The sequence below is a fragment of the Polynucleobacter sp. MWH-UH19D genome (assembly GCF_040409795.1).
Lineage (GTDB): Bacteria > Pseudomonadota > Gammaproteobacteria > Burkholderiales > Burkholderiaceae > Polynucleobacter.
The window spans coordinates 199,400-217,283 of record NZ_CP099571.1 but is presented as its reverse complement, the minus strand read 5'-3'; the positions used below and the strand labels follow the sequence as shown (position 1 = coordinate 217,283).

Annotated in this window: 15 protein-coding genes and 1 pseudogene; 7 read left to right on the top strand and 9 right to left on the bottom strand. The window is 45.3% G+C overall.

The window, feature by feature from the left end; translation table 11 throughout:
• Window positions 1-13 precede the first annotated feature (13 nt).
• From NHB34_RS01150 to mpl, 4 genes are read right to left on the bottom strand one after another with little or no spacing between them, the layout of a single operon-like run.
• The gene (locus NHB34_RS01150) at window positions 14-913 is read right to left on the bottom strand and encodes a TonB family protein (RefSeq protein ID WP_353427732.1); all 900 of its coding nucleotides are present in this window, start codon (window positions 911-913) and stop codon (window positions 14-16) included.
• A complete protein-coding gene (locus NHB34_RS01145; protein WP_353427731.1) occupies window positions 885-2,927 on the bottom strand; it encodes an RNB domain-containing ribonuclease in 2,043 nt (680 codons plus the stop codon). Before NHB34_RS01145 ends, NHB34_RS01150 begins: the two co-directional genes overlap by 29 nt.
• 2 nt (window positions 2,928-2,929) lie before the next feature.
• The gene (gene fabG, locus NHB34_RS01140; protein ID WP_353427730.1) at window positions 2,930-3,664 is read right to left on the bottom strand and encodes a 3-oxoacyl-ACP reductase FabG; all 735 of its coding nucleotides are present in this window, start codon (window positions 3,662-3,664) and stop codon (window positions 2,930-2,932) included.
• 50 nt (window positions 3,665-3,714) lie between these two features.
• Window positions 3,715-5,112 carry a UDP-N-acetylmuramate:L-alanyl-gamma-D-glutamyl-meso-diaminopimelate ligase gene (gene mpl / locus NHB34_RS01135; protein ID WP_353427729.1) on the bottom strand — a complete coding sequence of 466 codons (1,398 nt, stop codon included), beginning with the start codon at window positions 5,110-5,112 and terminating at the stop codon, window positions 3,715-3,717.
• A 26-nt stretch (window positions 5,113-5,138) separates the two neighbouring features.
• Between mpl and NHB34_RS01130 the strand changes: the two genes are divergently transcribed.
• The 7 genes and pseudogenes from NHB34_RS01130 (at window position 5,139) to NHB34_RS01100 (ending at window position 10,916) form a co-directional block, all read left to right on the top strand.
• On the top strand, window positions 5,139-5,666 hold the full coding sequence (locus NHB34_RS01130) for a TlpA disulfide reductase family protein (RefSeq protein WP_353427728.1): 528 nt from the start codon (window positions 5,139-5,141) through the stop codon (window positions 5,664-5,666).
• 249 nt (window positions 5,667-5,915) lie between these two features.
• Complete coding sequence (gene aroQ, locus NHB34_RS01125) at window positions 5,916-6,365, top strand: type II 3-dehydroquinate dehydratase (RefSeq protein WP_353427727.1); 450 nt, start codon at window positions 5,916-5,918, stop codon at window positions 6,363-6,365.
• Between the two features lie 36 nt (window positions 6,366-6,401).
• The gene (accB, locus tag NHB34_RS01120; RefSeq protein WP_353427726.1) at window positions 6,402-6,869 is read left to right on the top strand and encodes an acetyl-CoA carboxylase biotin carboxyl carrier protein; all 468 of its coding nucleotides are present in this window, start codon (window positions 6,402-6,404) and stop codon (window positions 6,867-6,869) included.
• Between the two features lie 73 nt (window positions 6,870-6,942).
• The gene (gene accC / locus NHB34_RS01115; protein WP_353427725.1) at window positions 6,943-8,307 is read left to right on the top strand and encodes an acetyl-CoA carboxylase biotin carboxylase subunit; all 1,365 of its coding nucleotides are present in this window, start codon (window positions 6,943-6,945) and stop codon (window positions 8,305-8,307) included.
• A 25-nt stretch (window positions 8,308-8,332) separates the two neighbouring features.
• Window positions 8,333-9,250, top strand: a pseudogene (gene prmA, locus NHB34_RS01110) (50S ribosomal protein L11 methyltransferase); the annotation flags it as partial.
• Window positions 9,242-9,898 carry a DUF3426 domain-containing protein gene (locus tag NHB34_RS01105; RefSeq protein WP_353428518.1) on the top strand — a complete coding sequence of 219 codons (657 nt, stop codon included), beginning with the start codon at window positions 9,242-9,244 and terminating at the stop codon, window positions 9,896-9,898. The pseudogene prmA and the gene NHB34_RS01105, both read left to right, overlap by 9 nt.
• A 58-nt stretch (window positions 9,899-9,956) precedes the next feature.
• Window positions 9,957-10,916 (top strand): carbohydrate kinase family protein, encoded by a 960-nt coding sequence (locus NHB34_RS01100; protein WP_353427724.1) that lies wholly within the window; start codon window positions 9,957-9,959, stop codon window positions 10,914-10,916.
• A gap of 202 nt (window positions 10,917-11,118) precedes the next feature.
• On the opposite strand, the gene NHB34_RS01095 is transcribed toward NHB34_RS01100, so the two are convergent.
• The 5 genes from NHB34_RS01095 to ccsA form a co-directional block, all read right to left on the bottom strand.
• Window positions 11,119-11,385, bottom strand: coding sequence for a hypothetical protein (locus NHB34_RS01095; protein WP_353427723.1), 267 nt, complete (start codon window positions 11,383-11,385; stop codon window positions 11,119-11,121).
• 333 nt (window positions 11,386-11,718) lie between these two features.
• Window positions 11,719-12,912 (bottom strand): ribonucleotide-diphosphate reductase subunit beta, encoded by a 1,194-nt coding sequence (locus NHB34_RS01090; protein ID WP_353427722.1) that lies wholly within the window; start codon window positions 12,910-12,912, stop codon window positions 11,719-11,721.
• Window positions 12,913-12,957: 45 nt separating this feature from the next.
• A complete protein-coding gene (locus NHB34_RS01085; RefSeq protein ID WP_353427721.1) occupies window positions 12,958-15,921 on the bottom strand; it encodes a ribonucleoside-diphosphate reductase subunit alpha in 2,964 nt (987 codons plus the stop codon).
• 276 nt (window positions 15,922-16,197) lie between these two features.
• Entirely contained in the window at window positions 16,198-17,016 is an 819-nt protein-coding gene (gene ampD, locus NHB34_RS01080; RefSeq protein ID WP_353427720.1) for a 1,6-anhydro-N-acetylmuramyl-L-alanine amidase AmpD, read from the bottom strand.
• 3 nt (window positions 17,017-17,019) lie between these two features.
• Window positions 17,020-17,868 carry a cytochrome c biogenesis protein CcsA gene (gene ccsA, locus NHB34_RS01075; RefSeq protein WP_353427719.1) on the bottom strand — a complete coding sequence of 283 codons (849 nt, stop codon included), beginning with the start codon at window positions 17,866-17,868 and terminating at the stop codon, window positions 17,020-17,022.
• Window positions 17,869-17,884: the final 16 nt, after the last annotated feature.

Below are 17,884 nucleotides of genomic sequence, written 5' to 3'. Positions count from 1 at the left end.
CAGAATAAGCGAATTAGTTCCGCAACTCCAAATGATTACCGCTCTCTCGGGTGAAGTCAAAAGTTGAGACCCAATCAAGCACATCAATTTGATTGCGCATTTCTACTGGAAAAGGGCCAAATGGTGCAGAAGCTCTGACAATTGCAAGCGCTTGACGATCTAACTCAGGATTACCAGAACTACGCCCAATTGAAAGTCCATCTTTCCCCTGTGCGTTATTGGCAATTCGACCTTGTGCATCCACACTTACTACGATTACTAAACTGCCATATAAAGCTCGTCCATTTGCACGCGGGAAAAACGTACTGCCATAAGCCTCAATCTTTTGGCGCATCGCATCAACATAATGAGCAAAGACTACTGCTTTAGTGTTAGCGCCAGCTAGCACTTTACGGCGCGGCTGACGACCATCTTGTTGCAATCGCTTGGCTAATTCAGCCTCAAGGGAATTGAACTGCTGAACTATTTTTTGCTCGTCGCTACTTTTGCGACCACCAGAGCGAGCTTGTTGCTCATCGAGTTTGGTCAACATTTGCTTTTGCTGTTTCTCCAAGACCTCGAGACGGCTCTCAGCACCCAATCTAGCTCGATGCAAAGCCGTTATATCCTGCACCTCAGACTTCCCGCCTCCTTGCAAGTTAGCTTGAGCCAATTTATTTGCCTGCATAGGAGGTGACTTACTACCGGCATTTACTAGAACTACACTCAACGGGGTATTTAGGCGACGATTCTGAATCTCCTCCATACCCCAGCGAAACGATAAGAGAACAATGTGAATAAAGAGCGAAATACAAAGCGCTAAGCGAAAGGGATGTTTACGCCAAGCATTTTGAAAATAAGAAATCAGTCTTGCTATTTTTTCAAAACGCGGAAAATGCATCGTTTTATTCCAAGCTCGCATCTTCTTCCGCATCTCCGGCTGCTGGAGTTACTTGGTTTTCTTCGCCTTGGTTACCTTGGTTACCTTGGTCATCTTTCTCAATCTCGATGACCCTGACTGCTGCACTCAATTGCAATAAATCTACATCTGATACCTTCACAAGGGCTCTAGTCATTCGCGGATGACTTGCCATTTCTGGAATAGGTAAATGTAAAGGTATGGGCTCAACCCTCGACATACCCTCTTTTAAATGTCTTACATAAATATCTCTTGGGGATTCATCTTGTGCAACCCAACGTAAACACCAATATTTCTCCAAACGATCTTGGTACTCACCATAAGCCTGATAAGAGGATTCAAAGTCTGCAGCAATCCCCATCAATACTGCATCTCGTGGCGGAAACGGCGCAACCATCTTGGCGGTAACGCCATGTTTTGCCAGCGCCAGTAACTGCCATTGATTTACCAAATCGGAGTAACGACGTAAAGGTGAGGTAGACCAGGCGTAATAGTCCAAGCCCAAACCTTCATGGGGTCCAGGGGTAGTTTGCATACGGGTGCGCATTGGTCCCCAACCCTTTTGCGTCCTAAACAAACCAGGCAACCCATGGTCTGCCAGCAATTGACCAGATGCGCTATTACAAAAAATCATCCACTCAGCAACAATCGTATCCAAAATAGAACCGCGCTGTCGTGGAGTAATTTCTACCCGCTCAACCCCATCCTTGTTTTTGATTTGAAAATGAAAATCTCTTGCTAAAGCGTTTGGATCTATTAAACCTAACTGCTCTACACGCAATCCACTAGCCAGCCTCTTCTCTTGACGCCCTGCATGCAAGTGTTTTGCTGCTCGCCATAAAATTGCCAACTCTTTTTTGTAAGGATATTTGGTGGCGGCATCTAACAAAGTCTCGTCACTAACCAAATGCTCAATATTCTCAAGACGCAGATTCGCAGCAATCGGAACCATTTCCGCACGCATTTGAATAGTCTCTCGATTTGCAACCCCTTCAGCATTAATATCCACATACACCGACAAAGCAGGTCTTGAACCCCCTTCATCTAAAGAGAATTTCTGAATGACGGTATCAGGCAACATTGTGATTTTGTCACCCGGAAAATAGACCGTAGACATCCGACTGCGGGCCACTTCATCAAGCGCATCATCTCTAGCTAGTACCAAACCAGGTGCTGCAATATGAATGCCAATCCGATGACCGCCCTCTGGCAATTCTGTTACAGAGAGCGCATCATCGATTTCTGTGGTTCCAGAGTCATCAATAGAAAAAGCCTGGACATCTGCAAGAGGTAGTTCTGCAATCGCCGCTTCATAAGCATCCTGATCAACCCCTACATTTGGGTTATGCACAGAACCATTAGGGAAGTAGGCTTTTAAAAACATTCCTTGGTGATATGCCAATGGAGAGTCAATTGCCCCACAACGAATCATCAATTGCGCAGGCGACTCACCCGTCTCTGCACAAGCAGCATTGAAGGCTTTGTATGCAGAGCTATTTTTATCAGGAACAAATAACAGTTGCTTGGCAGAAGCCTTCAAAGCCTCAGGAAATGCTCCCGCTACTAAATCTTGTTGCCACAGGGACTGTTGCTCCAATTCTTTTTGCTTACGCTCAAGCGCAGCTAGACCTGCTTGTAACTGCTCTAAAGGGGCTCTTTGAAAACGGCCTCGACCCTTACGACGAAAAAAAACTGGTGCACCTTGCAATGCGATCGCTAGCGAAACTTGTTGAGGAATGGTTGCTTGATCTCCAAAGTACTCGTGAGCCACATCTACCAGACCAAATTCTTCATCTGGCGCGCAATCCCATAACAACTGCAAATCAATTTCTTTGGATAGTGTTGTTGCTTCATCCATCACAGCGGGCGCTTCAGGCTTTTCAAAACGCAGCCAAACCTCTTTGGCTTTAAGCTTGATTTTTTTGCCAGACAAGCTCGTTGCCTGCCAAGACTCTACATCACCTGTTCCGGTTGCAGACTGCACCGTGGCGATTTTGATGTCGCCACCCTCTTCGTATAAGAGATTCATGCTTATAGCGAAATTCCGCCGCTAGCTTCTAATGCCACGCCATTGACATAGCTAGCCTCATCACTAGCCAAGAATAAATACACGTTAGCCATTTCTTCAGGGGTACCCAAACGGCCAAGCCAACTACGCTTTTCAATATCTTTCAGAATATTTTCTGGCATGGCTTTCACCATTTCAGTAGCAATAAATCCGGGACATACCGCATTAACACGAATGCCTTTGGGGCCAAGTTCACGCGCCCAAGTCTTGGTAAAACCAATCACACCAAACTTTGTAGCCGAGTAATTAGTTTGACCAAAGTTGCCATACAAACCAACCACGCTCGATGCATTTACAATCGCGCCAGAACCAGCCTCCAACATATGAGGAATAATCAACTGAGTGCAATTGAAAACACCCTTGAGATTCACGTCAATAACTGAATCAAATTGGGCTTCAGTCATTTTGATTAAGCGGGCATCTTGAGTAATGCCTGCGTTGTTGATCAAAATATCAATACGGCCATGCTGTTGCATTACTTGATCGACGACCGATTGAATACTCGCGCGATCTGTCACATTCATGACATGTGCTTCGCTATTCGGGATTTGTGCAACCGCACTTTTCACCGCTTCAGGGTTAATATCAGCAACGATCACAATTGCACCTTCTTGCGCAAAACGCTGAGCCGTTGCAAAACCAATGCCCTTAGCCGCTCCAGTAACGATTGCTACCTTACCTTTTAATCGATCACCCATAAATTTACTTTCAGTATCTGTAGTTGTATGTGAAGTTGCTGCAAATGAATTTAGCTTGCGATTGCTTTTAATATTTTTTGGTGTACGCCACCAAAGCCGCCATTACTCATGACCAAAATGTGATCGCCTGGCTTAGCTTCTTTTGCCACTGCAAGCACGAGAGAATCTAGGTCATCAAATGCTTGCGCTTTCACTTCCTCTTTAGAATTGAGTGGCGCGAGAACCTCTGCCAAATTCCATCCCAAAGGCTCTTTACCGCTACTAGCGCCATAGGCAAAAACTAGATCAGCTTGCTGCAAGCTATCAGGTAACTGGGCTTTCATCGTGCCAAGCTTCATCGTATTAGAACGAGGCTCAAGAACAGCCAAAATACGGGACTTACCTACACGTCGATGCAGACCATCAACTGTAGTTGTAATAGCAGTAGGGTGGTGCGCAAAATCGTCATAAACAGTAACGCCATTAGCAACACCAATGGTCTCGAGTCGACGCTTGACGTTTTTAAATTCAGCCAATGCACGCGCAGAATCTGCAGGAGAAATTCCAATATGGTTTGCAGCCGCAATTGCAGCAAGCGCATTCAATTGATTGTGCCTACCCATTACGCCAGAATCTGGCGCCCAGGTCACCGTGGCAACAATTTTGCCTGCTTTGCGAACAAGGAAACCATCGGCCTCTTGTGAAACCAAAGACCACTCGTTAGCAGCGTCTTGCCCAAAGCGCTCTACCGGCGCCCATGCACCTCTAGTGATGACGCGCTCTAAAGCAGGCTCCTCACCATTCACCACTAATAATCCATCGCCTGGAACAGTGCGTACTAAATGGTGAAACTGGGTTTCAATTGCAGCAAGGTCCGCAAAAATATCGGCGTGATCAAATTCCAAATTATTTAATACAGCGGTACGCGGTCTGTAGTGAACAAACTTACTGCGCTTATCAAAAAACGCAGTGTCGTACTCATCCGCTTCAATTACAAAATATCGACCGTCGCCCAAACGTGCAGAGACTGTGAAATTTAACGGCACGCCTCCAATCAAATACCCTGGCTGATAACCATTGAACTCCAAAATCCAAGTGAGCATTGCTGAAGTAGTGGTTTTGCCGTGCGTACCTGCTACCGCCAAAACATGTCTGCCATATAAAACTTGCTCGCCAAGCCATTGTGGGCCGGAGATATAGGGAAGCCCTTGATTCAGAATGGCCTCCATCAATGGATTGCCACGCGAAACCACATTGCCGATCACAAATAAATCTGGCATCGTCTCAAACTGCAATAATTGATCTGGCGAGAAACCCTCAATCAGCTCAATACCCTGGGATTCCAGTTGCGTGCTCATTGGGGGGTAAACATTGGCATCGCAACCCGTTACGCGATGCCCTGCTTGTCTAGCTATTGCGGCAATGCCACCCATGAAAGTGCCGCAAATGCCCAAAATATGTATATGCATTAACGAATTTTAGCGAAGGACTGGAGATGAACCGAAGACAATGGATTGTGATTGCAGGCGTCAGCATATTGGCACTTCTTGCGGGCATATTGACTTCGCAATGGATCACTCAATCTGGGCTAGCCAGCGAACCGTCCATCAAGGCATTTTTCGCTAATTCTTGGCAAACGCCAGAAGGAAAACCAGCCAATACCGACAATTGGCGAGGGAAAGTGTTGGTAGTCAACTTTTGGGCATCATGGTGCCCTCCTTGCGTAGAAGAAATGCCCACTTTGGATCAAATTTCCAAAGAATATGCCACTAACAATGTCTTATTTGTCGGTATCGGTATTGATTCACCATCTAATATACGTGAATTTCTCCAAAAAACCCCCGTTTCCTACCCAATCGTTATTGGCGGATTGGAAGGTAGCAATCTGGCAAAGCAAATGGGAAATTCTCAAGGAGCCCTGCCCTACACCATCATCATTAGCCCAAGCGGGAAGTCTACTTTCACAAAATTAGGGAAAATAAGCGAAGATGAGCTGAAAAAAGCTATTAAAAGCACACTTTAAGTGTTTTTAAGCTATTTTAGCTAATTTCAATCTTTTATTAATTGCCTAATTAATAAGCAATTTACTCGGTAATTTTCATTATTTGCATGTAAAAGTAGTGAAAATTTGATTTTTGAGGCCCAGTTTTAAACTTTTCAGAGACTTCTGAAGGTATACTTTCACCCATCACAACTGAAGCAAATAGTAGTGTGGGTGGCTAAAAGCCAAATTAAACAATTGACACCTAACTGCATCTAAAAATAGGGATCTATGTCTAAAAAAGCTTCAATTCTCGTTATACAAGGCCCGAACCTCAATCTACTGGGCACTCGTGAGCCAGAGGTTTATGGCAAAACTACCCTTGAAGATATCCACCAAAGGTTAGGCGAGATTGCAAAAGCCCAGTCTATTGAATTGAACACCTACCAAAGCAACCATGAAGGTGAATTGATTGATCGCATCCAGAAAGCAAAGCAAGATGGGGTGGATTTCATCATCATTAATCCAGGCGCTTTTACCCACACTAGCGTAGCGCTGCGTGATGTCTTGGCTGGGGTTGCCATTCCATTTACTGAAGTTCATTTATCCAACATTCATCAGCGCGAAGAATTTCGGAAACACTCCTTCCTATCTGACATTGCGACAGGAGTGATTTGCGGGCTTGGTGCAATTGGCTATGAACTTGCATTGCAGGCAGCAATTGCCCGTTTAAATAAATAAGCTTATTTACAGAATTTCAAGAGAGGACGCACTCATATGGATCTTAGAAAACTTAAAACCTTGATCGACCTGGTTTCTGAATCGGGCATTTCTGAATTAGAAGTAAACGAGGGTGAAGATCGTGTTCGCATTGTCAATTCCGGTTCTCCAGTTGCAACAGGACAGGTTGTCTATGCCAATCCTGCGCCAGTACAAACTATTGCGGCAGCGCCTGTGGCACCAACAGTCACATCTCAAGCGCCTGCTGCAGAAGCGCCCGCTGTTGCAGAAGGCTTTGTTGCCCGCTCACCAATGGTTGGCACCTTCTATCGCGCGCCAAACCCCGAGTCTCCAAACTTTGTAAATGTCGGTGACACGGTAAAAGTTGGTCAAACACTTTGCATCATTGAAGCAATGAAGTTGCTTAATGAAATTGAATCTGAGAAGGCTGGTGTGATCAAAGAAATTCTGTGTGAAAACGGTCAAGGCGTTGAATTTGATCAACCCTTATTTGTGATTGCTTAAGCACTAAATCACAATTCATTGCACTTAATTCTTTTTTCATTTTTTCAAACCCTTTACCTAACTCAGAGCCGACATGTTCGATAAGATTCTGATTGCCAATCGCGGAGAAATCGCTCTTCGCATCCAACGCGCCTGTCGCGAGTTGGGAATTAAAACCGTTGTGGTGTACTCCACAGCTGATAAAGAAGCCAAATACGTCAAACTAGCTGATGAAGCCGTATGTATCGGCCCTGCACCCTCACCCCAAAGTTATCTGAACATGCCGGCGATTATTTCCGCGGCGGAAGTAACTGACGCTGAAGCAATCCATCCAGGTTACGGCTTCCTCTCTGAGAATGCAGACTTCGCTGAACGCGTTGAAAAATCGGGTTTTGCTTTTATTGGTCCAACTGCCGCATCCATTCGACTCATGGGCGATAAAGTTTCTGCTAAACGCGCCATGATTAAAGCTGGTGTGCCTTGCGTTCCTGGTTCTGATGGGGCGTTGCCAGACAATCCAAAAGAAATTATTGCTACTGCAAAAAAAGTGGGGTATCCCGTCATTATTAAAGCAGCTGGTGGCGGTGGCGGTCGCGGTATGCGTGTAGTTCATACCGAAGCGCATTTAATTAATGCTGTAAACATGACTCGTGAAGAAGCAGGTCGTGCATTCGGTAACCCAGAAGTCTATATGGAGAAGTTCTTAGAAAAACCTCGCCATGTAGAAATTCAGGTTCTAGCAGATACCCATGGAAATGCGATATGGCTTGGTGAACGCGATTGCTCTATGCAACGTCGCCATCAAAAAGTAATTGAAGAAGCGCCAGCCCCAGGAATTGATCGTCGCTTAATCGCTAAAATTGGCGAGCGTTGTGCAGATGCCTGCAGAAAAATTGGCTATCGTGGTGCGGGCACTTTTGAGTTTTTGTATGAGAATGGCGAATTCTTCTTTATCGAGATGAATACCCGCGTTCAGGTTGAGCACCCTGTTACCGAGATGATCACCGGCGTGGATATCGTTCAAGAACAGATTCGGATTGCTGCTGGCTTAAAGCTGAGCTATCGCCAGAAAGATATTGTGTTCCGTGGGCACGCCATCGAGTGCCGCCTTAACGCGGAAGACCCTTTCAAGTTCACCCCAAGTCCTGGCCGCATTGGCTCATTCCATATGCCTGGTGGTCCCGGTATTCGCGTGGACTCTCACGCATATAGCGGCTATATGGTTCCATCTAATTACGATTCCATGATCGGCAAACTTATTTCTTACGGCAATACTCGCGAACAAGCTATTCGTCGCATGCAAATTGCCCTTTCTGAAATGGTGATTGATGGCATTACTACGAACGTTCCTCTACACCGTGAACTGATGCTCGATCCAAACTTTATAGAGGGCGGCACAAGCATTCACTATCTTGAACATCGTTTAGAAGAACAAGCTGCCAGCCGCGGCAAATCGTAATTGATGCGAGCTATAAGAGCGTTACATGTCTTATCGTGAACTGGTATTCACGGTAGCAGCAGAGACTGCCGAACCTTTAGGAGATGCATTACTCGAGTTGGGTGCGCTCTCTGTAACGGTTGAAGATGATGCCGCAGGTGGCTATGACGAAAACCCACTCTACGGCGAACCAGGTTTATCACCTGAAGTACAAGCTTGGGATAGATCATCGGTTACCGCCCTCTTCAACCCCGAAATCGATGCATCAGGCTCCGCGGAATTCATTCCAGAGCTATTAGCCTCCCTCAAAGAGGCTGGCTTCCAACTAGCTGCGCCTCAAGAAAAAACTGTGGAAGAACAAGACTGGGTTCGCTTAACTCAGAGCCAGTTTGCGCCCATTCAGATTGGAAAACGGATCTGGGTAGTTCCCTCTTGGCATGACGCACCGAGCGATCCAAATGCAATTTGCTTAGCAGTAGATCCTGGACTTGCCTTTGGAACAGGTAGTCATCCAACTACACATTTATGCTTACTTTGGCTAGAAGAATATCAGAATCTCGCAAATCAAAGTTTGTTGGATTACGGCTGTGGATCTGGCATTTTGGCTATTGCTGCAGCTAAGCTTGGCTGCAATCCTGTAGTTGGTACTGACATCGACCCTCAAGCGATGGTTGCCGCTCAAAGCAACGCTGAAATCAATCACGCTGAGATTCGATTTGTATTACCAACCGAAGGTGCTCCAGAGTTAGCAGCAGAAATTAAATACGACATTGTGATGGCAAACATTTTGGCCAACCCTTTGCAGGTACTAGCTCCTGCATTAGTCAATAAGATGCGTCCAGGCGGTCAAATTGTTTTATCGGGTGTGCTTGCGCGCCAAGCAGATGAAGTTATTGCCACCTATAGCCAGTGGCTTCAACTTACTGTGTGGCGTGAGAGTGAAGGCTGGGTTTGCTTGCATGGCGCCCTGGAGCGTAAACAAAAGATTGGCCCCATTTCTGAAACTGTTGCCAGCGCATATTCAACCCATAGTCAAAAAAAAAGTATTAAACAATCGGGGTATCTAAAACTGACTCTGCTGAGTCTTTTTTTGCTGGTCTTGCTATTGCTGGGTGAGCATCTTTTCAGAAATTCTCTGATTCCTGCATTAGCACCACGCATCGATGGAACATCAAATACTGTTGCAGTTCGTGCTTTTTCAGTTTTGCAATCGATTGATCAAAAATTATGTAGCGCATTAAAGTGTTTTAACAGCCCTGTAAGCGATTTTTTCGCATGGAAAATAACTTCAGCAACACTTTCGCCTGAAAACGCGCGTGAGGACCTTAAAACGCCTGTAAATCAATCTATCCTAAAAGTTGCAGTGCAAAATCGTCTTGCAATCCCAGTTTTACTCCCAAATTTAGTTGTTTCCTTTACTGATGCAGATGAATCTGAACTTAAATCGATTCAACTTACTCCATCAGAGTGGTTGCCATCCGCTTGGCAAGAGTCACATGTCCATTTTTTAAAAGATGGCGCCGCTACAGGGGAGATCATTCAAACAGAATTGCGGTTTACGCTACCGCCAGGTGCGGCTGGTTATCGCGTGCATGTGATTTACCCACGTTAAAACATTTTCAAGACCTTTTTAGACACCATTTCTCCTTCATCACCAAAGAAAGTAACTTATGGCTAGCCTGATCTGTGGCTCTATTGCATACGACACCATCATGAACTTTGAAGGCAAGTTTGCCGATCAAATTCTTCCAGAACAAATTCACATCCTCAATGTGGCATTTCTAGTGCCAACGATGCGCCGTGAATTTGGTGGCTGTGCTGGCAATATCGCCTACAACCTCCACCTCTTAGGTGGCGACCCAATCATCATGGCAACTGTTGGGGGAGATGCAAACCCCTACATGGATCATCTTAAGCAACTCAAGATTGATTCGAGCCATATTCGCCAAATCGATAACGCTTTTACAGCCCAAGCGATGATCACTACCGATCAAACCAATAATCAAATCACCGCTTTTCATCCTGGAGCGATGAGTGAATCGCATCTTAATCAAGTGGCATCAGTAGTGGCAGAGCGCAACAAAAACGCTAAAGGAGCAGCAAAGTTCGGAATTGTTGCTCCAGACGGCAGACAAGGAATGTGGGAGCACTGCCACCAGCTCGCAGATGCAAACATTCCATTCATATTCGATCCAGGCCAAGGCTTACCCATGTTTGATGGTCCAGAGCTCCTCGAATTAGTCGAGATTGCCAGCTATTTGGCTGTAAACGACTATGAAGGCGAGATGCTTTCCAAAAAAACAGGTTTAGAGTTGGCAAAAATAGCCGAAAGAGTTAAAGCGCTGATTGTCACCAAAGGTGCTCAAGGCGCAGAAATCTATACCGAGGGTAAATGCATTACTATTCCACCGGTTCCGGCGGCAAAAGTAATTGACCCAACCGGATGTGGTGATGCATTTCGCGGTGGACTGCTCTTTGGTCTTGAAAATGGCATGGATTGGGAAACTACTGGGCGACTAGCTAGTCTCATGGGTTCAATCAAGATTGCTCATCAAGGACCCCAAAATCACCGCTTGAGCAAAACTCAAATTGCCGAGCAGTTTAAGTCAGCATTTGGATTTAGCTTTTAAGCTTCGTTCGTTTCGGCTAATTTACTGGCAATAAAAAAGGGGTCTCGTGAGAGACCCCTTCTAATAACACCCGTCTATTAAGGACGTGTGCCAGTTGGGAAGGGCCAAGCTGCAGCTGGATTCAACGCACTAGTCGCTGACTCAGCTTTCTTAGCCGCGGGCTTTTTTACCGCAGAGCCCGCTTTCTTCGCAGCAGGCTTACTTACTTTTTTTTTGCTACGCGCTTTTTAGCAGCCTTTTTAGCGGCTGGGCGCTTTTTAGCTGCTGCTTTTTTAGCAGCTGGGCGCTTTTTAGCAGCTTTTTTAGCAGCTGGCTTCTTAGCTGCTGCTTTTTTAGCAGCTGGGCGCTTTTTAGCAGCTTTTTTAGCAGCTGGCTTCTTAGCTGCTGCTTTCTTAGCAGCTGGTTTCTTAGCAGCTACTTTTTTCTTAGCAGCTGGTTTCTTTGCAGCAGGTTTTTTCTTTGTTGCCATGTGTGTTACTCCTTCACGTGAGGATTAGTACAAACTACATTAAGAAGACCCGACCATTCATTTCCATCTGGTTTTGCAACCTTTTGGAGTTGACGAGCGAGCCATTCATCGGCGCGCGGCTTGATGCTAAGTGCTGCACGCTAATGAATCCCGGAAAAAAAGCCGTAGCCCCGAAGGACAACGGCTTCTTAAATTTGTTAGAAAAAATGGGGAGAGTAGACCATAGACCCTTGAGCAAGGGTTTTCGGATTTGAGTCTGTTTTTGCTGACTTCTAAAACTATCCAACCGTCTAATCTCCTATTTAGCCAGTTGTGCGCTTTAAAACTAGCTAACTACTCCCAACTAAGCGCACCACCAGTTTGATACTCAATAACGCGTGTCTCAAAAAAGTTTCTTTCTTTCTTAAGATCAATCATTTCTGACATCCATGGAAATGGATTCTCTTCATTTGGGAACATCGCGTCAAGTCCTATTTGCAAACATCTGCGATTACAAATGTATCTTAGGTAACCTTTGAACATCGGAGCATTCAATCCGAGCACTCCTCGAGGCATCGTATCTTCTGCATAACGGTACTCTAATTCAACCGCTTTTTCGAAGATCGATTTGATCTCGTCTTTGAACGCGGAAGTCCATAACTGCGGGTTCTCCAGCTTGATTTGGTTAATTAAATCGATACCAAAATTGCAGTGCATTGACTCGTCGCGCAAGATGTATTGATACTGTTCCGCAGCACCAGTCATTTTGTTTTGGCGACCCATTGCAAGTATTTGCGTAAAACCAACATAAAAGAACAAACCTTCCATTACGCAGGCAAAAACAATCAAAGAACGGAGCAATTTTTGATCGTTTTCTAGTGTGCCAGTCTTAAATGTTGGGTCAGTAAGCACATCAATGAACGGAATTAAGAACTCATCTTTAGCGCGAATCGACTCGATCTCGTGATACGCATTAAAGATTTCGCCTTGATCCAAACCTAAAGATTCCACAATATATTGGTAGGCGTGAGTATGAATTGCTTCCTCAAACGCTTGGCGCAATAGGTATTGACGGCACTCTGGAGCAGTAATCTGACGATATGTGCCCAAGACAATGTTGTTTGCTGCTAAAGAATCTGCAGTAGTAAAGAAGCCAAGATTACGTTTAATAATGCGGCGCTCATCTTCTGTCAGGCCATTTGGATCTTTCCAAAGCGCGATATCGCGATTCATATTGATCTCTTGTGGCATCCAGTGATTAGCGCAACCTGCTAAATACTTCTCCCAAGCCCACTTATATTTAAATGGAACGAGCTGATTTACGTCAGTTTTCGCATTGATCACTCGCTTATCGGCCACGTTAACCCGGCGGGTTTCCATCCCACCAGCGGCTGGTGCACTTTGCGTTTGTGCTGCTGGGGCAGTAGCTTGAGGCGCAGCCATTGCTACTTGATCTGGCTGTGGACGCTGTGGCTCCACCGCAACTGGTTGTGGCGCAAGGCCAGCTTTCGCCAGTGCTGGAGCTACCTCCTCTTCCCAATTCAACATAACTTTCTCCTAAATTCTTTTATTTCTATCCAATAATCCAATTGCTTATTGGCATGCTTCACATTCTTCAAACCCAGGATCGCCTGGACGCATTGTGCAAACCGGACCATCTGCTTCAACAGGTGCTGCAGACATACCACTACCTTCAGCACCACTAGAAACTGAATTCAACTGACCGCTAGCCACAGTTGATTTCTCAACGTGGGTTGCTGCCATTGTGCGTAGGTAATAGGTTGTTTTCAGGCCACGCAACCAAGCTAACTTATAGGTGTCATCCAATTTCTTACCTGAAGCACCGGCCATGTAGATATTCAAAGACTGAGCCTGATCAATCCATTTTTGACGGCGGGAAGCAGCTTCAACCAACCAGCTTGGCTCTACTTCAAAGGCTGTTGCATACAAATCACGGAGATCTTGGGGAATGCGGTCGATCTTAGACAGGGTGCCGTCAAAATACTTGAGGTCGGCAATCATGACTTCATCCCAGAGTCCACGGTCTTTCAAATCCCGTACCAAGTACTCATTTACTACTGTGAACTCACCCGAAAGATTGGATTTCACGAATAAGTTTTGGAATGTTGGCTCGATACAAGCAGAAACACCAATGATGTTTGAAATTGTTGCGGTCGGGGCAATCGCTACGCAATTGGAATTGCGCATACCGTGTTGCTTGATACGAGTACGCAAGCTAGCCCAATCCATTGTTGAGGAGGTATCAACCTCAACATAACCGCCACGCTCAGCAGCCAACATCGCTACAGTATCCTGCGGCAGGATGCCACGATCCCACAATGAACCCTTATAGGTACTGTATACGCCACGCTCTTCAGCTAATTCGCTAGAGGCTTGGTATGCGTAGTAGCAAATCGCTTCCATTGAAGAATCGGCAAACTTCACGGCCTCTTCGCTAGCGTAAGGAATGCGTTGCATATGCAAGCAATCTTGGAAGCCCATGATGCCCATGCCTACTGGACGATGCTTTAAGTTCGAATTACGCGCCTTAGCTACTGCGTAGTAGTTGATATCAATCACGTTATCAAGCATACGCATTGCAGTGCGCACAGTTTTTTGGAGTTTCTCGTGATCAAGAACCAACTTACCGTTTGCATCGGTAGTCATATGCGCAGTTAAGTTCACAGAACCGAGGTTGCAAACCGCAATCTCGTCATCGTTTGTATTGAGGGTAATCTCAGTACAGAGGTTGGAAGAGTGAACCACGCCGATATGCTGTTGTGGGCTACGAATATTGCATGGATCTTTGAAAGTGATCCATGGGTGGCCTGTTTCAAACAACATGCCAAGCATCTTGCGCCACAATTGCTGCGCTGGAATTCTACGGAATGGCTTCAATTCACCACGATCTGCTTTTTGCTCGTAAGCAACATAGGCTTCTTCAAAAGCCTTACCAAATTTGTCATGCAAATCAGGCGTATTAGATGGAGAGAACAAAGTCCACTCACCGTTCTCCATGACGCGCTTCATGAATAGGTCTGGAATCCAGTTAGAAGTGTTCATGTCGTGCGTACGGCGACGATCATCACCAGTGTTCTTACGCAACTCCAAGAACTCTTCAATATCTAGGTGCCAAGTTTCCAAATAAGCACAAACTGCGCCCTTACGCTTACCACCTTGGTTTACAGCAACGGCTGTGTCATTCACCACTTTGAGGAATGGCACAACGCCTTGTGACTTACCGTTAGTACCTTTGATATGACTACCCAATGCACGAACATTGGTCCAGTCATTACCCAAGCCACCGGCAAACTTAGATAACAATGCATTCTCTTTCAATGCCTCATAAATGCCATCGAGATCATCTTCAACAGTCGTCAAGTAGCAGCTTGAAAGCTGTGGACGAGTTGTTGCAGAGTTAAACAAGGTTGGTGTACTGGACATGAAATCAAATGTGGACAGGATTTCGTAGAACTCAATCGCACGACGCTCACGATCTAACTCATTCAATGCCAAGCCCATTGCTACGCGCATGAAGAATGCTTGTGGCATCTCGATACGACGATCTTCAATGTGCAAGAAATAACGGTCATACAAAGTTTGGAGACCGAGGTAGTTAAACTGCAAATCACGACTAGCATTCAAAGCGGCAGCCAGGCGTGGCAAATCAAACTCGCTCATGCGAGGGTCCAATAATTCCGCTGAAATACCTTCATGGATGTACTTAGCAAAGTAAGTGCTGTACTCAGCCTGCATATCACCCTGCAATACTTCTTTACCCAAGATCTCTTTACGAATCACGTGCATCAAGATGCGCGCTGTCACTTGGCTATACGCCGGGTCTTTTTCAATCAAAGTACGAGAAGCCAAGATGGCGGAGTCATACACTTGAGCCATTGGCACGCCGTCGTATAAATTCTTAATGGTCTCAGTGATGATTGGGCTGGCATCGATATGGTTGCCAAGGCCCTCACAAGCAGCTTCAATCACAGTGCGCAATGCAGCCATATCAAGCCACTTTTCTACACCATTGTCGGTTACCTTAATACCAGACTCAGCCGCTTGATTTGCAGTTTGAACTTCTTGAGCAACCTCTTGTTGCGCGGCACGCTCTTGATTACGCTTCTCACGATAAAGAACATACGCACGAGCAACGTTGTGCTCACCGCTACGCATCAAAGCCAATTCGACTTGATCTTGAATATCTTCGATATGGAAAGTGCCGCCATTAGGACGGCTACGCAATAAAGCGCGCACAACAGAGTGCGTTAGTTGTTCAACTTGCTCACGAATACGCGCAGATGCAGCACCTTGACCACCATTCACAGCCAAAAATGCCTTAGTTACTGCAATGGCAATTTTGGATGGCTCAAATGCAACAACAGAACCATTGCGGCGAATGATTTTGTAATCGGACAATTGGGTCGCTTGTGTGCCACCAACACCACCAGCAACAAAACTGGCGGAAGGGGCTTGATTGATTGCCCCTGCAGGATTCATTCCTGGGTTATTTAAACCAGGTGCTTGGCCTGCCGTCTGTGGATTTGCGTATGTCATGTTGCTCCCGCGTCTATATATAGTTATTTGGACAAAATATCGTTAAAAAACAATAAGGTATTGCTGGATTTAAACACTATATCTAGTGTTGTAAATTGAATTAGCTACTAAGTATAGGGAAATATTGAGATCTTGATAAGTCTTTTCCTACAAATATTTATTAGTATTTTTACTAAGGGATTGCCCTATTTTGGGGGTCATTTTGGTGCGTTACTTTTCGCCCTTTTTAACTTAAGGCTAAAAAAGTAAGCGTATGCTCACATACAAATTTGGGAGCTAACGAGGAGTTAATCCGTAAGGCAGGTTTTCCGGGGAAATGCCTGTCTCATTTTGGAACTTTTTCCAGTCAAAATGAGTTCCGGGATCCGTCTTTCGATCGGGTGCAATATCACTATGTCCTGCAAATTGCAGATTAGGGTAACGACTTGCCAATAGCTGAGTGAGCGTTTTTAAGACTTGGTATTGCGCATCTTCAAATAGCGTGTCCCCATCACCCTCTAGTTCAATGCCAATTGAGAAATCATTGCATTTTTCTCTACCCATAAATGAAGAGACCCCAGCGTGCCAAGCTTTATTTTGAGTAGATACAAACTGCACCAATTCACCAGTTCGAGTGATTAAAAAATGGCTAGATACTTTTTGTCCTGCAATTTCCTCAAAGTAAGGATGCGCCCTCACATCTAACTGGTTTTGAAAAAAATCAATGATGTACTGACTAGAATTTTGCGTTTTAAATTCACCAGGCGGCAAACTGATGTGATGAATTACCACTAAATCTGGTGAAACTCCTTCTGGGCGGATATCTTGATTTGGTGAAAGACGCCATTTTGCAGAACCAACCCAACCATCTTGATCGAGTCCATTTAGATGTTCTTGAGAACAATAAAAACGTTCCTCAAAAGCCTTGGCTTCTGATTTAGGGAGGTGTAATTTGCAGTGCTGACACTGCACCATTACTTCAGGATCAATTGCCTTCTGGGCCTGATTTGGCGAGGAATGATGGGTTTTCTTATCAGCAGCCTGAAGTTGTTTTTTACCTTTTAGCCAGCGATAGAAAAGGTATGCGCCAGCAATTAAAAGAAGCCACTTGAACAAGGATTACGCTCTCTGCAGAATGACTTCTAAAACAAAGCGGCTTCCCACATAAGCAAGAAGCAGCGCAAAGTATGCGCTTAAGACCCAACGAATCGCCGCCCTACCTCGTAAACCTACTCGCCAACGAGCTAACAACAAGCCTGCAAATAAAAACCAAGAGAGTAAAGCGAAAATGGTTTTGTGATCAAACACCAGTGGCCTACCAAATAGCGTTTGAGAAAACAGTAGACCAGAAAAAACGGTCATGCTCAAAAGCGCGAATCCAACATATAACAAATTAAATAAAAGGCTTTCCATCGTCATCAGTGGCGGCAAATCTTCGAGCCAAAGTGCAATTCGACTATTGGGGACAATCGCCAATTGACGATGCAATGCTCGGTCTTGAATGCTCATCAACATGGCATGCATCGCAGCCAAACTGAGCAAACCTACCGAAATCGTGGCGACAATAAAGTGCCCTTTAAACCAAGGATCAGAAACTGCTCTTGGCGAAATCAAGGCTCCAGGAAATACGCTTGGCAAAAGAGAGCAGACGAATGCAAAAAGAACGGCTAACCAACGCAAGCTGGAAATCGGCAAAAACCAAGATTGAAACCAGTAGAAAGCCAATCCAACCCAAGCAATTAGTGATAAATCTTGCGCAAACCCAAAAACAAAACCTTGGGATGTAAATACCGAGTCATGTAACTGCATTCCGTGAGCCAGCAGAGCCAGAAGAATAAAGGCTTGGATGAGCGGCGATGACTCTGAGGACTTGCCTTTACCATTTGAGCTAAAGCTCAAAAAAAGCAGAAGAAGCAGATAGAGTCCGGAAGGAAGCAACTCGTACACTGGGTGACCTAAAATATCCATCTACAAAGTCTAATCG

Bases quoted from the DNA above. Each gene is read 5' to 3' on its own strand.
- NHB34_RS01150 (WP_353427732.1), bottom strand. From the start codon at position 913: ATGCGGAAGAAGATGCGAGCTTGGAATAAAACGATGCATTTTCCGCGT.
- NHB34_RS01145 (WP_353427731.1), bottom strand. From the start codon at position 2,927: ATGAATCTCTTATACGAAGAGGGTGGCGACATCAAAATCGCCACGGTG.
- fabG (WP_353427730.1), bottom strand. From the start codon at position 3,664: ATGGGTGATCGATTAAAAGGTAAGGTAGCAATCGTTACTGGAGCGGCT.
- mpl (WP_353427729.1), bottom strand. From the start codon at position 5,112: ATGCATATACATATTTTGGGCATTTGCGGCACTTTCATGGGTGGCATT.
- NHB34_RS01130 (WP_353427728.1), top strand. From the start codon at position 5,139: ATGAACCGAAGACAATGGATTGTGATTGCAGGCGTCAGCATATTGGCA.
- aroQ (WP_353427727.1), top strand. From the start codon at position 5,916: ATGTCTAAAAAAGCTTCAATTCTCGTTATACAAGGCCCGAACCTCAAT.
- accB (WP_353427726.1), top strand. From the start codon at position 6,402: ATGGATCTTAGAAAACTTAAAACCTTGATCGACCTGGTTTCTGAATCG.
- accC (WP_353427725.1), top strand. From the start codon at position 6,943: ATGTTCGATAAGATTCTGATTGCCAATCGCGGAGAAATCGCTCTTCGC.
- NHB34_RS01100 (WP_353427724.1), top strand. From the start codon at position 9,957: ATGGCTAGCCTGATCTGTGGCTCTATTGCATACGACACCATCATGAAC.
- NHB34_RS01095 (WP_353427723.1), bottom strand. From the start codon at position 11,385: ATGGCAACAAAGAAAAAACCTGCTGCAAAGAAACCAGCTGCTAAGAAA.
- NHB34_RS01090 (WP_353427722.1), bottom strand. From the start codon at position 12,912: ATGTTGAATTGGGAAGAGGAGGTAGCTCCAGCACTGGCGAAAGCTGGC.
- NHB34_RS01085 (WP_353427721.1), bottom strand. From the start codon at position 15,921: ATGACATACGCAAATCCACAGACGGCAGGCCAAGCACCTGGTTTAAAT.
- ccsA (WP_353427719.1), bottom strand. From the start codon at position 17,868: ATGGATATTTTAGGTCACCCAGTGTACGAGTTGCTTCCTTCCGGACTC.